Source organism: Candidatus Nitrosacidococcus sp. I8 (assembly GCF_945836005.1).
Taxonomy (GTDB): domain Bacteria; phylum Pseudomonadota; class Gammaproteobacteria; order Nitrosococcales; family Nitrosococcaceae; genus Nitrosacidococcus.
Genome location: NZ_OX241534.1, coordinates 910335 through 924098 on the forward strand (window position 1 = coordinate 910335; position 13764 = coordinate 924098).

Below are 13764 nucleotides of genomic sequence, written 5' to 3' on the forward strand. Positions count from 1 at the left end.
CTAACTTAGACTAAAAGAAAAAATATGTCCTTGACCCAATCTTCAGATAACTTGATTATTTTTGTTGTATTACCTAGTCAATCTCTTTTGGGTCATATAAGAGTACCTGGAGATAAATCTATTTCTCATCGCTCTATCATGATGGGGGCTTTAGCTGAAGGTAAGACCACTATTACTGGGTTTTTAGAGGGTGAAGATACTTTAGCCACCTTGAAGGCTTTTCGTGAGTTAGGAGTCCTTATTAAAGGACCGGAAAACGGTAAGGTGGAAATCTTTGGAGTAGGTATACACGGCTTACAAGCTCCTAGCGACCCTATTTATTTAGGTAATTCTGGTACTTCAATGCGAATATTAGCAGGATTATTTTCTGGTCAATCTTTTGATACTACTTTAGAAGGCGATATCTCGCTTTCCAAACGTCCTATGAAAAGAGTATGTGATCCTTTAGCCCAAATGGGGGCTGTTATTGAAACCACAGATAAAGGAACCCCCCCTTTATATATTCATGGAAATCGAGCTTTAAATGGTATTAATTATAATATGCCTATTGCAAGTGCCCAAGTAAAATCTAGCTTGATTTTTGCAGGACTTTATGCAAAAGACAAGACTTGTATCACTGAACCAGCTCCTACTCGAGATCATACTGAAAAAATGCTTGCTGGATTTGGTTATCCTATAGAGAAGAAGGATAACAGTATTTGTATTATGGGGGGCAGAAAACTACATAGTACAGAGATAGATATTCCAGCAGATATATCTTCTGCTGCCTTTTTTATGGTTGGTGCAGCTATTAGCCAAGGATCAGAAGTTATCCTAGAACATGTAGGTATTAATCCAACCCGTACTGGAATTATCAATATTCTTAAACTTATGGGAGCACAAATAGAAGTAGAAGAACTAGGCACGGTAGGTGGTGAGTCAGTAGGTACCATTTATGTTCGCTCAAGCCAATTACATGGCATTGATATCCCTAAACACTTAGTTCCCCTTGCTATCGATGAATTCCCTGCTTTATTTATTGCTGCGGCTTGTGCTAAAGGAACCACTACTTTATCTGGAGCAGAAGAGTTACGGGTTAAAGAAAGTGATCGTATTCAGGTAATGGCAGATGGCTTAAATACTTTAGGAATTAAAGCTCAATCCACACCAGATGGGATTATTATTGAAGGCGGAAAAATTAAAGGGGGATTAGTCTATAGTCACGGTGATCACCGCTGTGCCATGTCGTTTGCGATGGCAGCTCTTGCTTCTCAAGATGCTATTACAATTAATGACTGCGCGAATGTAGCTACTTCTTTTCCAGGGTTTTTAGAACTAGCTTCAAATGCTGGATTAGCAATCCGTGCTATTTAGCATACAAATTGAAATATCTTTTAATTATTTAAATCTAATTTATGCGTTCTTATAAACTCATTGTATTTGATTGGGATGGCACGCTTATGGATTCTGAGCGGCATATTGTGGATAGTATGCGTAAAACTATTCAGGAATTAGATCTTCCGCAACGTACAGATAACGAATTACGTAATGTAATTGGATTAGGTTTAAAAGAAGCACTATATACGCTATATCCTAATTCAGATTCATCTCACTTGAAAACTATAGGGGAACGATATCGATTTCACTATTTTAGTAATCCTTCGAGTAGCCAACTTTTTGATGGCGTTCCACAGTTATTAGATCAGCTGCATAAACATAATTATTTAATGGCTATTGCCACAGGTAAAGGCAGATCTGGATTGAACCAAGCCTTATCAGATTCTGGGGTTAAGGATTATTTTTATACTACTCGATGTGCAGAGGAAACTGAATCTAAACCCAACCCTAAGATGCTACAAGAAATTATGGAAGATACCCAAGTAGATACACATGAAACTTTAATGGTGGGTGATACAGAATATGATATTTTAATGGCTAAAAATATTGGAGTGGACGCTTTAGCTGTTAGTTACGGCGTGCATGAGAAAAAGCGTCTGGAGGAATTTTCCCCAATAAGTTGTCTTGATTCAGTGACAGAACTTCATCACTGGTTACTCACTTAGGTTATCTATAAACATATTTAATGGATATAAATATTCCAGTCATTACTATAGATGGTCCCGGTGGTTCTGGAAAAGGTACGTTAGCACAAAAACTTGCCATTTACTTAAATTGGAATTATTTGGATAGTGGTGCTCTATATCGTATCTTAGCTTTAGTAGCAAATAAGCGTGAAATTTCCCTATCCGATGAAGATAAACTATCTTCTCTTATAGAAGAATTAGATATTCAATTTTTCTTATTTACATCAGGACTTAAAATTATTTGGGATAAACTAGATATTAGCCAAGAAATTCGTAGTGAAGATAATGCAGCTACTGCCTCTAAATTAGCTACACTACCTGCCGTACGCCAATCTTTACTCAAAAAACAACGAAATTTCCGTAAACTGCCAGGGTTAGTTACTGATGGTAGAGATATGGGTACCATAGTTTTTCCAGATGCAGTATTTAAATTTTTCTTAACAGCAAGCCCAAAAAAACGTGCTCTAAGACGCTATAACCAGTTGAAAGAAAAAGGTATAAGTGCTAATCTCACCACTATAGAAAAAGAAGTTGTTGAGAGGGATAAGCGAGATTGTAATCGCAGTATTTCTCCATTGCGTAAGGCTGAGAGTGCTACCATCATAGATTCCACGGCAATGAGTATTAATGAGGTATTCCAGCAAGTACTTTTAGAAGTTCATAAAGATTTAAGCATTTAAAATGGGAAGTCTATAGCATTATTTATGCTGGGACTAATTAATAAACACATAAACTGCAGATTATTATCTAGTTAATCTAGTATATTCCGCAAATTAAGGATTTTGGTGAAATTAATGAGCGAAAGCTTTGCACAATTGCTTGAGGAAAGTCAATTAGAAGCCCCAGGAACAATTAAACTAGGAACAGTTATAGAGGTTAGACCTGATATAGTAATTGTTAATGCTGGATTTAAATCAGAGGGAGAAATTCCAGCAGATCAATTTCGGGATAGCGATGGAAATATAAGCGTTCAGAAAGGAGATCAAGTTGAAGTTGTTCTAGAGACTATTGAGGATGGTTTTGGTGCTACAAGACTTTCCCGAGAAAAGGCTAAAGCTGTCCGAGTTTGGGATAATTTAGAAAAATCCTTTACTACAGGAGGAGTCGTTACTGGTACCTTAACAGGCAAGGTAAAGGGTGGTTTTACCGTTGATTTAGACGGAGTACGTGCTTTTTTACCAGGATCGTTGGTTGATGTACGACCTATTAGAGAATCTAATTATTTAGAAAGTAAGAACCTAGATTTTAAGTTAATTAAAGTAGATCGACAAAAAAATAACATTGTGGTTTCTAGGCGTGCAGTAATGGAAGCCGAACATGGTGCAGAGCGAGAAGCTCTGTTAGCTAATTTAGAAGAAGGAAAGATTGTTACTGGTACTGTAAAGAATTTAACCGATTATGGTGCTTTTGTTGATTTAGGAGGCTTAGATGGATTGCTTCACATTACTGATATGTCGTGGCGCCGGATTAAGCATCCATCTGATATAGTGAGCATTGATGATAAAATTTCAGTTAAAGTACTAAAATTCGATAAAGAACGTCAACGCGTATCTCTCGGGCTTAAACAAACAGAAGAAGATCCTTGGAAGAATTTAACTGAGCGAACATCTGGTGATACACCGCTTACAGGCAGGATAACTAATGTTACTGATTATGGCTGTTTTGTTGAAATTGAACCAGGGGTAGAAGGATTAGTTCATATGTCCGAAATGGACTGGACTAATAAAAATATTCATCCTTCAAAGATAGTTCAGGTAGGTGATGAAGTTCAAGTTGTAATTATCGATATTGATAAGGAGCGCCGACGCATTTCATTAGGGATGAAACAATGCCAACCTAATCCATGGGATCAATTTTCTCAGAAATATAATAAGGGCGATCAAATTTCAGGCGAAATCAAATCTATTACTGACTTTGGTATCTTTATCGGTTTAGAAGGAGGCATTGATGGATTAATTCACCTCTCAGATATTTCTTGGCATAGCACTGAGGAAAATGTAATTCATAATTACAAGAAAGGTGAACAAATTAATACTGTTATTTTAGCAGTGGATCCTGAGAGAGAGAGAATTTCTTTAGGAATTAAGCAATTGGAAAGTGATCCGTTCTCTAGCTATATTACTCATAATACAAAAGGTAGTATTGTAAAAGGTATAGTGAAGAGCATTGAAAGCAAAGGAGCAATTGTTGACTTAGGTAGTGGGGTAGAAGGGCAGTTACGTGCTGCTGATATTTCTCGAGAGAAGGTAGACGATGCCTCACATCTATTGAAGGTTGGTGATGAAATAGAAGCTAAACTTACCAATATTGATCGTAAAAATAGAATAATTACTATTTCTATCAAAGCAAAAGATATTGAGGAAGAGGCAGAAGCAATTAAGGAGTATTCTGATATTAACTTAAGCACCTCAACGACTACTTTAGGAGATATTCTTAAAGAACAAATAGAAAGAAAAGAAAATAATGAGTAGTGCTATACCTTATTAATTCCTTCAAAGAATTAGGGATTATTTATGACTAAATCGAACTTGATTGATCAGCTCACTCAGCAGCAAAAGATATTGTCACATAAAGATGTAGACGATGCCGTTCGAGTTCTACTGGAATTAATGAGTAAATCATTATCAGATAATCAACGAATTGAGATTCGTGGATTTGGGAGTTTTTCTCTACACTATCGTCCTCCTCGAACTGGTCGTAATCCGAAGACAGGAGAGTTAGTATCTCTTCCGCCTAAATATATTCCTCATTTTAAAGCAGGCAAGGAATTAAGAAAAAGAGTAGATAATTTGTAGTGAAGTAAACTCGTTATTGTCTACAATGAAGTTCGGGGTAGATGAAAGAATAAATGACTCTTATATAGTGAAATCCTATGGTATAGGGTATATAGAAATTTTTTCTCCAACTCCATTAATATTAGGTGGTGGAGAGAGTAAAAATTTTCAAGAAAAGAGAAAACAAATAATACGCCATAGTGTAATTCTTACGAGAGATAAAGTTAGGGAATGGACTCCTAGAACTTTTGATGAATTAAAGGAGGGGTATTTTGAGGTATTCTTGGATATAAATCCTGAAGTTATTCTACTAGGTACAGGAAATAACCTCTTTTTTCCGCCTCCTTCTTTATTTAAAAAATTATTCGATCATGGGATAGGTGTAGAGTTTATGAGTACTGCTGCAGCATGTAGAACTTATAATATTCTTGTTAATGAAAGCCGTAGAGTAGCTGCAGCACTATTAATTAAGTGACAATTTAATGAAAGATTAAATCGCTTGAGATCTCTTCTTTATCTAAAATTTGCCTTAATTTTTTTAAGGCCTCTATTTGGATCTGGCGGACACGTTCTCTAGTAATACCAATGGTATTACCAATTTGCTCTAGCGTTTGTGGTTCATGACTAAAAAGTCCAAACCTCCTTGCTACTACTTCTTTTTGTTTTTTATTTAACTGATCTACCCAAGAGTTAAATTTTAATTGTATATCTTGTTTTTGCAGTAACATATCAGGACTAAGCGAACTATCATCTGGAATATTATTCAGAAAATTTACCTCCTTATCATCTCTATTTTCATCCATAGAAATAGTATTGTTTTGCTTAAAATTCCATATCCTTCTCACTTCTTCAGTCGGTTTATCGATTTGTAGTGCTATATCTTGAAAACTTGGATCGTGTTTTAATTCTTGAGTTAGATTCTTAGCAACTTTCTGATAACTCTTTATTTCTTTTATAATATAAACTGGTAAACGTATTGTTCTTGTCTGATTCATTAGTGCTCGCTCAATAGATTGTCTGATCCACCAAGCAGAATAAGTGGAAAATCGGAATCCCATCTCTGGATCAAATTTTTCTACAGCATGAATAAGCCCTAAATTACCTTCCTCGATTAAATCAAGTAATGATAATCCCTGATTTATATAACGTTTTGCAATCTTCACAACAAGCCGAAGGTTGCTTTCAATCATTTTTTTACGCCCAATACCATCTCCTTTTTTAGCTAGACGTGCATAGTACACCTCCTCTTTTGCTGTGAGTAGAGGTGTTGCACGAATTTCATTTAGGTATTGTCTAGTGCTATCGATCTCCAGCACGTTATTATATTTTGAAGCTGAAGAATTTTTTGGATGAATTTCCTTCTGCGTTTTGTAATGTTCTGGCACTGATGTAAACAAGATATTCTCCTTTTTGCTAAGTATTACTAGCGATATGTTTATTCTAAATATCTAATATGCTACTTTCGTGCCATAAATTAAAATTATGGGTAATTATTTATTTGTAATTGATTTTACTAATTTTTTAACAAAATAAACTCTGCTTAATATAATATATACTGTTCCGATCATCTGGATATATAGTTTAAATGAACCGATAAGCTTTATGTATTCAACCAGAAGGCTGAGTAAACAAAATTGGATCTATAAGATCATCAAATTGGCTAGATGAAAGTATATTTAGCTCTAAACAGGCTTGTCTTAAGGACAGATTTTTGTGATGGGCATAATAGGCGATTTCCGCCGCCTTATCATAACCAATTTTTGGAGTAAGCGCTGTCACTAACATAAGTGATTGCTCTACATAGCTGGCTATTTTATTCTCATCTGCCTTTAAATCCTTTATTAGAAATTGGCTAAAATTACGACATCCATCAGATAAAATTCTTATAGACTGAATTAAATTAAATATAATCATTGGCTTAAATACATTTAATTCAAAATTCCCTTGAGATCCTGCAATTCCAATACCAGCATCATTTCCTATCACTTGGGCTGCAATCATAGTGATTGCCTCACATTGAGTAGGGTTAATTTTACCTGGCATAATTGAAGAGCCTGGCTCATTTTCCGGTAAGAGTAACTCTCCTAAGCCACAACGCGGACCTGATCCTAACCATCTAATATCATTTGCGATCTTCATAAGAGAGCATGCAAGTGTTTTAAGCACACCACTTGTCATTACCATCGCATCATGTGCTGCAAGTGCAGCAAACTTATTAGCAGCAGGTAAGAAGGGAAGTTCTGTAAATTCTCTAAGATAAGTACATACTTTTTCTGAAAAGCCAATAGGTGCATTTAATCCCGTTCCTACTGCAGTTCCTCCGATTGCTAATTCGTAAAGCTCTGGTAGAGTAGATTTTATTCTTTTTATATTGTCATTAAGTTGTGCAACATAGCCAGAAAATTCTTGGCCTAAAGTAAGAGGAACAGCATCTTGTAAATGAGTACGGCCAATTTTAACAATATGGCTAAATTGGGTTTCTTTTTCGTAAAGTGCATTTCTTAATCCTTCTACATAAGGAAGTAGCTGATGTTGAATAGTTACAGCAGCGGCGATATGCATAGCAGTTGGAAAAGTATCATTTGAAGATTGAGATAGATTGACATGATCATTAGGGTGAATGGGAGATTTGCTACCGATAATCCCTCCCAAAATCTCGATTCCTCGATTAGCAATTACCTCGTTAATATTCATATTTGCTTGAGTACCACTTCCTGTCATCCAAACATGGAGTGGAAAATGCTTGTTGAGCTTTCCATTAATAATTTCATCTGCTACTTGAGCAATAATTTGAGCTTTACCTATAGGAAGTTTATTTAGATCTGCATTTGCAAGAGCAGCTGCTTTTTTAAGTAGCCCAAAAGATCTAATCACTTCTTTAGGAATAAGCTCTTCTCCAATAGAGAAGTAGATAACAGATCTTTGAGTTTGCGCCCCCCAGTAACGATTTATAGGGACCTCTATCTCTCCAAAGCTATCTTTCTCAATACGAGTTCTTTTTTTTTCTGTATTTGTCATATATTTCAGCCTATCTATGTTAACTTTCCTGTAGGAGCGTGTTTATTAGCACCTAATAGAACAACTAATTTGATTTAGGTTTCCTAAAAAACCTATTTGAATGAAAATGAATAGGTGCAAAATTAACTAATCAATAATTTTATAAATATATATATGCTAATAAATTTTTTATTAACAATTTAAGAGATAAGTAAAAAATGAATATTTCAGAATTATTACAAGGAGAGACTGGTTCTCAGATTATTAGTGAAATCAGTAAAAAAATAGGATCTACGGATAAAGAAGTCAGTGCAATGCTTAATGAAGCAGCACCAATGCTATTAGAGATGCTTCATAAAAATTCCTCCTCTAGCAAAGAGGGAGAGGAAAGCTTGTCAAAAGCTCTAGAGCAACATGATGGAAGTATTTTAGATAAAATATCTGGATCTTTAGACCATGAAAATGCAGCTGTAGATGGGCACAAAATTTTAGGAAATATATTAGGGGAAAATAGAAATTCTGTTGAAGAAGCTCTTGCTTCCAAAACCGGAGTTGATTCTTCTAAAATTTCCGGTGCTCTTGTTTATTTAGCTCCTGTAATTATGGGGTATCTTGGAAAACAACATAGTGCATCTGGAAATAAAGATCTACCTGGGTTATTAAACTCTTTATTACAAGGTAGTTCCTCTGCTTTAGGCACTAGTATTATTTCTTCTCTTTTAAGCGGAAAATCTGGGTTTGGCGGGATTCTTGAAAGATTCTTAAGCAAAAAGAAATAATATCTCCAACAAAAAAGAGGATGTATATACATCCTCTTTTTTGTTCAAAGCCATACTACTTTCTTATGGAATAGTATATTTAATATCGCATGATGAGTTAAGGGTAGTATAGATTCTCGTACTATCAGATGGGGCATTTTGCATCTCATAAGCTAAGAAATTTATACCTGTTGCAGGTGAAGTAACTGCACTAGGATCAGCAGTGAATGTGCAACTAGCACTTCCTATTGGAATAGTACAGCCAAAATTTTGCCCGTTAGACATAGTGTTTTGGCTTGCATTATCACTAGGGGTATTGTCATTGTCAGGGGCAACATTTGGACCAGAAGTTACTGTACCTGTGGTTGGCATTACGCTCATTTTATCAGGAGTAGCACCACCAAACAGGGTAATTGATACAGGGTCACTTGTATTTTCAGCTAGATTTTCACTAGTTACAGTAAGGCTAATTGGCGTGCAGTGATCTCCATCATAACCGGTTGCAGCTTTAAAATTATTATCTTGACTATTATCTTCAACAACACCAAGAGTAGGAGCAAATCTAGCATTATCATCGCTAAACCAACCGCTTCCATTAGTTTTGATAGTTGCATACATAGGCACGCTACTAAAACTTCCAACATGAGATCCTGGAGCTAGAGGATCTGTGTCTGTTGTTGGGGCTGGAGCGGCAATAGGGGTTGTTGGCACTGGAGTAGTGGTGGTATTATCTTCTGCATTTGCTATAGGTGAAAATCCAATTACTAATCCTACCAATCCGATAATGCTCAAGGATCTTTGAGTAAATTTATTTATCTTTTTCATTTACAATTCTCCATAAAATACTTTATAAAAGGTAATACGTATCTAGATACTCATCTATCTTTATGGTAAAGAATACTTAATATCACATTGAGATTTAAGGGTGGTATAAATTCTTGTGCTATCATTCGGTGGATTTAGTATTTGGAAAGCTAAGAAGTTTACCCCTGTTAGGTGTGTTGCCTCAGGACTGTTTGTGCTAAAGGTACAACTATTACCCCCCAATGGGATAGTGCAACTAAAAGGTGTGGAGTTAGAATTAACTGTACCAGTATCTGGTAATCCTACTGTAATAGTATTTAGTGCATTAGGGGTTGCCCCGCCAAATAGGGTAATGGCTACATCGTTATCTGCATTTTGAGCTAAATTTTGGCTAGTAATAGAGAGGCTTAGTGGTGTACAGTGATCTCCATCATAACCAAGAGCACTTTTGTATTGTTCATCCTGATCGGAGTCATCAACAGTTCCCATTATAGGGGCATATCTAAGACTATTATCTGTAATTCTTATAGTAGCGTATACAGGAAGACTTTTAAAATGTGCAACATGACTTCCCGGGGTTAAAGGTGAAGCAGAGATAGGCGTTATTGTGGTTGTTGGTGCTGGAAGTGTTGGAACAGTAGTATCTGGTGTTGGAACGGTAGTATCTTCTGCATTTACTGTAGGCAAAAACCCAGTAAAAAACCCAGTAACTAGCCCTACTAATCCAATAATACTCAAAGATCTTTGAGTAAATTTATTTATTTTTTTCACTTAATAACCCTCCATAGGATATTATTCTTTAAAATCAAGAAAGCTATAGGGTACTAATATATCTTAAATAATTTATTATAAAAATATAACTAAAATTTGTTATTGAATCTATATTTAAGAGGCATGATTAAAAATATTTTCAGCTATAGATAGCCATAATAAATTTTATTTAACATAATATATATTATGCGAACTATTTTATTTAGAATTAAGCTGGTAATTTAAACAACGTATTAATTATAATTAAATTGTCCTTCTTAGATAAGGGATTTTCTGCATGATCAAAGAAACAATAAGTGACATAATAAAAACTGTTAAAGCTTCTAATGGTATCAACATCAGCTGATTATCAGAATAAATTAACTTCTTATGTGTTACATGTACAATTACATCAAGAAAAATGACATGGAGATGATAGAGTTTTAGTAAAATTATAACTAATAATAGGATTAGCCCATAATTTGAGTATGTACATCATGCTGACTGACATAGGAATCACTGTAACACTGAGATATATGAATATAATTATAATATTTTTATAGCTACGCTTCGTATTATCTATACTAATTAGGTAACCTAAAAGAAAATATGGGATATACAATAAAAATAATTCAAAAAAGAATATAGGCTTCCTATCAAAAATAAATACACCCATGTTATCCATGATGGATAGCATAAACATAAGTGCAACAAAAAATATAGCTTCTTCTTTTGAAATATTATGTACTACTACTCTTAATATGGGTGTAAACATATAAAGAAAAACAATCATATAAAGAAGCCATAGATGATAATAAGGCTTTCCCTCCAATAAATTTAGCAAAAACTCATGTAAATCTATTGTCCTTCCATTTACTAATTCTTTACCATTTACTAATTCTTTAACGGCAGACCAAAAAAATAGAAAAAATGTTGACCAAAAAGCGATAGGAATAGCCACTCTAGAGATCCTTTTCATATAAAATACCCTTATATCTTCATTGGCTTTTTTAGGATCTAATAAAAGTGCACCACTTCCACCAATTTTCAGTACCAAACTGGCTATAATTCTCCACATTACCCGAGACATGTATCAGTAATCACTGCAAATATGCTAATTATTTTTGCATTATCTAGCCAAGCAATCATTTATTTATTCACGCCTCCATTCGCAATGATCTAGTATAGGTTTTAATGCCTCTTTAGCACCCTGTAAATCAAGAGTAATAAACAAAGGGTTACTATTCGTAAAATGCGGATTTCTATCATGCTCGCCGCTTTCCTCATAATTTGGCGTTGCCCGCATAACGACACGATGCTTACCTTCCGAAAATTGTGCCATTAGATCTGAAGGGCTATACCAATTAGAACCGCCATAAATATAGGTAATTTCTCCATTATCTTGGTTTGCTCTTAATTTAGTTTCTCTTCTTCCGCCCTGATCTATTTTGTAATCAACTCTATAGATAGATAAATGATGGGTACTGAATCCCATATATCTGTGCCATTCGATAAAACTATTCAATTTTCCTTGGATACACTGGAATACTATTTTTTCTCCAGTAGTAGCCATCCCTGTTACATAATAATTTGTACGCTCATCAATGGGGTCATATTCTTTTGCTCCAACCCATGTATTGGATCTACTATATATTTGATTAAATTGATTTGGACTCGAATTTAGATTCTGATTCTGATACTGATACTGATTTACGTGGGGTGGTACTGCTGGTCTACCAGAATTGTACTGATGATTAGGCACATATGGCGTATTACTCGGGGGTGTATTGTTATATGGAATATTTGGATCATATGGGTAAGTATCCGCAGCAGCAATACTAAAAGAAGGAAGTAGTATTAAAACCAGCTTAATATATCTATTTTTATATCTTTGCATCAGTTAATTTTTTAATCTTTAATTTGATTGTGTTTAATAAACATCTGTATTTTAAGATTTTATCATGCATTTATTGCGATAAATAAGGGGGTAAGATAGTTATGATGAGTGATCATAAAATTAGTGCTCAATTTCTAAAAAAATATTAAGAAGATACATCATTACACTTATTGTATTTTCAATAGCAACTACTTTTTTATTAATTGGAGCAATTTTATCGAGTATCTTATATCTTAAGCAAAATTGGGCAGCTCCAGAGGGTTTATGGTTTTACACAACCTCTCAAGGATCTGATTTAATACCTATGATTTCTTTATAGTATTAGAAAAAACAAAGGAAAATAGAGAGATTGAGCTTTCGTTATTTACCCCAAGAAGACATTTTTACTAACCCAGATAAATTACCTGTTGGCTGAGTCAAGAATAAATATAGAGGGAAAAATTATATCGGTATGATAGCACCGCTGCTGTTTTACTCACGCAAGTCACTCAAAATGTAATCGTCACGCCAAATCTAGATAAGCTATTCTTTCAACGCTGGTTTGATCGAGCAAGCGATATACTAAAAATGGTAATTTATAATTGGGATATGAAGCCATCAAACCGACATGGTAATTACGATCCTAATACGTCTGCAGATCCACTAGCAGAGCTCAATTCTTATAAAGTACGACTGGTATCTGGTCAACCGCTCCTTACTTACATAATGGCTCAGTACCTACTCTATATGATCTCTTACTACCTAAAAAAAGAGAAAGCGATCCGGAGATAGGAAAATATCGCCCAGATGGTATTTTAATTCTTAAGAGAGAGTGTAAAGGGGGTATCAGCTGTAATTTATAAATTTATGAATAATCGCAACTTTTCTTTTTTATTATGTCTTACATAAAAAAACAAAATTATTATGTAACGCAACTGTTTTTTTATATCCAATACTCAGTATTTTTTCTAAAAACCAAGTACTTTGAACTAAAATATTATTATTCACTTCAAGAATAATAATAGGTAAACAACGATGAATCGTTTGGAGTGCACCGGATAAGGCTTCTTTTTCATATCCTTCTACATCTAACTGAATAATACCAATCTCTCTATCTCTAGGAATAATTTCATCTATTGTCCTAACGTTAGTCGATTGGTATTGAGCAGTATCTTTTTGTGATGGGCTAATACTAATATACGATCCACTACCTAGTGCTTGGCCCTCATTATCAATTATTTTAATGAATGCCTGTCCTGCTTTAACTCCTAAACCTACGTTAGCTAATCTAACATTTTGAATCCCATTTAGTTCTAATGTAATTCTTGTAGTTCTAATGTAATTCTTGAGCAGCGAAAATTTTCTGTATTAGGTTCAAAAGCCCAAATAAGTGCGTTCTCGCTAATTCCTCTTGATAAGGCTGGTAAAAAATCACCAAAAAAAGTACCTGCATGAATAATATCTTTATCTCCACATCTCCACAATGAGTTAACAAATACTCAATAGTTTTAGGCTCATATACCTTGCCTAATAAAATACTCTGTGCCTCTGCACGATAGGATGATGACTGAGGAATACAATACCCACCGTACTGATTATAAGCAATCGTACACTTTAGTGTGGATATAGGTAAACAAGCCATATCATGGTATGTATTTTTTACTCTAATGGTAAGTGTAATAATTTGAATAAAATACCAATAAATTTTAAATTGAAAAATTTTATATAATCTATACATAAAG

The 13764-nt window shown here is 34.6% G+C and carries 16 protein-coding genes; 8 read left to right on the forward strand and 8 right to left on the reverse strand.

Annotated features, from left to right (window positions below):
• Positions 1-24: 24 nt before the first annotated feature.
• From aroA to OOL07_RS04545, 6 genes are all read left to right on the forward strand, one after another.
• A complete protein-coding gene (gene aroA, locus OOL07_RS04520; protein WP_264695293.1) occupies positions 25-1353 on the forward strand; it encodes a 3-phosphoshikimate 1-carboxyvinyltransferase in 1329 nt (442 codons plus the stop codon).
• A gap of 41 nt (positions 1354-1394) precedes the next feature.
• On the forward strand, positions 1395-2042 hold the full coding sequence (locus tag OOL07_RS04525) for an HAD family hydrolase (RefSeq protein ID WP_264695294.1): 648 nt from the start codon (positions 1395-1397) through the stop codon (positions 2040-2042).
• Between the two features lie 20 nt (positions 2043-2062).
• Positions 2063-2743: a (d)CMP kinase gene (cmk, locus tag OOL07_RS04530; protein WP_264695295.1), complete on the forward strand. Its 681-nt coding sequence runs from the start codon at positions 2063-2065 to the stop codon at positions 2741-2743.
• A gap of 114 nt (positions 2744-2857) precedes the next feature.
• Complete coding sequence (rpsA, locus tag OOL07_RS04535; RefSeq protein ID WP_264695297.1) at positions 2858-4534, forward strand: 30S ribosomal protein S1; 1677 nt, start codon at positions 2858-2860, stop codon at positions 4532-4534.
• 42 nt (positions 4535-4576) lie between these two features.
• A complete protein-coding gene (locus OOL07_RS04540; RefSeq protein WP_197745181.1) occupies positions 4577-4858 on the forward strand; it encodes an integration host factor subunit beta in 282 nt (93 codons plus the stop codon).
• A 25-nt stretch (positions 4859-4883) separates the two neighbouring features.
• Positions 4884-5312 carry an Mth938-like domain-containing protein gene (locus tag OOL07_RS04545; RefSeq protein ID WP_264695299.1) on the forward strand — a complete coding sequence of 143 codons (429 nt, stop codon included), beginning with the start codon at positions 4884-4886 and terminating at the stop codon, positions 5310-5312.
• 4 nt (positions 5313-5316) lie between these two features.
• Here the strand turns inward: OOL07_RS04545 and rpoS are convergent, their stop codons facing one another.
• Together rpoS and fumC are read right to left on the reverse strand one after the other, a co-directional pair.
• A complete protein-coding gene (gene rpoS / locus OOL07_RS04550) occupies positions 5317-6234 on the reverse strand; it encodes an RNA polymerase sigma factor RpoS (protein ID WP_264695301.1) in 918 nt (305 codons plus the stop codon).
• 211 nt (positions 6235-6445) lie between these two features.
• Positions 6446-7855 carry a class II fumarate hydratase gene (gene fumC, locus OOL07_RS04555; RefSeq protein WP_264695303.1) on the reverse strand — a complete coding sequence of 470 codons (1410 nt, stop codon included), beginning with the start codon at positions 7853-7855 and terminating at the stop codon, positions 6446-6448.
• Positions 7856-8052: 197 nt separating this feature from the next.
• Between fumC and OOL07_RS04560 the strand changes: the two genes are divergently transcribed.
• On the forward strand, positions 8053-8613 hold the full coding sequence (locus tag OOL07_RS04560) for a DUF937 domain-containing protein (protein WP_264695304.1): 561 nt from the start codon (positions 8053-8055) through the stop codon (positions 8611-8613).
• 63 nt (positions 8614-8676) lie between these two features.
• On the opposite strand, the gene OOL07_RS04565 is transcribed toward OOL07_RS04560, so the two are convergent.
• From OOL07_RS04565 to OOL07_RS04580, 4 genes are all read right to left on the reverse strand, one after another.
• Positions 8677-9417 carry a hypothetical protein gene (locus OOL07_RS04565; RefSeq protein WP_264695305.1) on the reverse strand — a complete coding sequence of 247 codons (741 nt, stop codon included), beginning with the start codon at positions 9415-9417 and terminating at the stop codon, positions 8677-8679.
• Positions 9418-9477: 60 nt separating this feature from the next.
• A complete protein-coding gene (locus OOL07_RS04570; RefSeq protein ID WP_264695307.1) occupies positions 9478-10167 on the reverse strand; it encodes a hypothetical protein in 690 nt (229 codons plus the stop codon).
• A 391-nt stretch (positions 10168-10558) separates the two neighbouring features.
• Positions 10559-11203, reverse strand: coding sequence for an acyltransferase (locus OOL07_RS04575; RefSeq protein ID WP_264695309.1), 645 nt, complete (start codon positions 11201-11203; stop codon positions 10559-10561).
• A 96-nt stretch (positions 11204-11299) separates the two neighbouring features.
• The gene (locus OOL07_RS04580) at positions 11300-12043 is read right to left on the reverse strand and encodes a hypothetical protein (protein ID WP_264695312.1); all 744 of its coding nucleotides are present in this window, start codon (positions 12041-12043) and stop codon (positions 11300-11302) included.
• Between the two features lie 677 nt (positions 12044-12720).
• Between OOL07_RS04580 and OOL07_RS09260 the strand changes: the two genes are divergently transcribed.
• Complete coding sequence (locus OOL07_RS09260) at positions 12721-12885, forward strand: c-type cytochrome (protein WP_413774123.1); 165 nt, start codon at positions 12721-12723, stop codon at positions 12883-12885.
• A 31-nt stretch (positions 12886-12916) separates the two neighbouring features.
• Here the strand turns inward: OOL07_RS09260 and OOL07_RS09265 are convergent, their stop codons facing one another.
• Positions 12917-13375: an FkbM family methyltransferase gene (locus tag OOL07_RS09265; RefSeq protein WP_413774124.1), complete on the reverse strand. Its 459-nt coding sequence runs from the start codon at positions 13373-13375 to the stop codon at positions 12917-12919.
• Positions 13356-13760, reverse strand: coding sequence for a hypothetical protein (locus OOL07_RS04590; protein ID WP_264695315.1), 405 nt, complete (start codon positions 13758-13760; stop codon positions 13356-13358). The genes OOL07_RS09265 and OOL07_RS04590 overlap by 20 nt, the downstream gene beginning before the upstream one ends.
• Positions 13761-13764: the final 4 nt, after the last annotated feature.

Bases quoted from the DNA above. Each gene is read 5' to 3' on its own strand.
- aroA (WP_264695293.1), top strand. From the start codon at position 25: ATGTCCTTGACCCAATCTTCAGATAACTTGATTATTTTTGTTGTATTA.
- OOL07_RS04525 (WP_264695294.1), top strand. From the start codon at position 1,395: ATGCGTTCTTATAAACTCATTGTATTTGATTGGGATGGCACGCTTATG.
- cmk (WP_264695295.1), top strand. From the start codon at position 2,063: ATGGATATAAATATTCCAGTCATTACTATAGATGGTCCCGGTGGTTCT.
- rpsA (WP_264695297.1), top strand. From the start codon at position 2,858: ATGAGCGAAAGCTTTGCACAATTGCTTGAGGAAAGTCAATTAGAAGCC.
- OOL07_RS04540 (WP_197745181.1), top strand. From the start codon at position 4,577: ATGACTAAATCGAACTTGATTGATCAGCTCACTCAGCAGCAAAAGATA.
- OOL07_RS04545 (WP_264695299.1), top strand. From the start codon at position 4,884: ATGAAGTTCGGGGTAGATGAAAGAATAAATGACTCTTATATAGTGAAA.
- fumC (WP_264695303.1), bottom strand. From the start codon at position 7,855: ATGACAAATACAGAAAAAAAAAGAACTCGTATTGAGAAAGATAGCTTT.
- OOL07_RS04560 (WP_264695304.1), top strand. From the start codon at position 8,053: ATGAATATTTCAGAATTATTACAAGGAGAGACTGGTTCTCAGATTATT.
- OOL07_RS04565 (WP_264695305.1), bottom strand. From the start codon at position 9,417: ATGAAAAAGATAAATAAATTTACTCAAAGATCCTTGAGCATTATCGGA.
- OOL07_RS04580 (WP_264695312.1), bottom strand. From the start codon at position 12,043: ATGCAAAGATATAAAAATAGATATATTAAGCTGGTTTTAATACTACTT.
- OOL07_RS04590 (WP_264695315.1), bottom strand. From the start codon at position 13,760: ATGTATAGATTATATAAAATTTTTCAATTTAAAATTTATTGGTATTTT.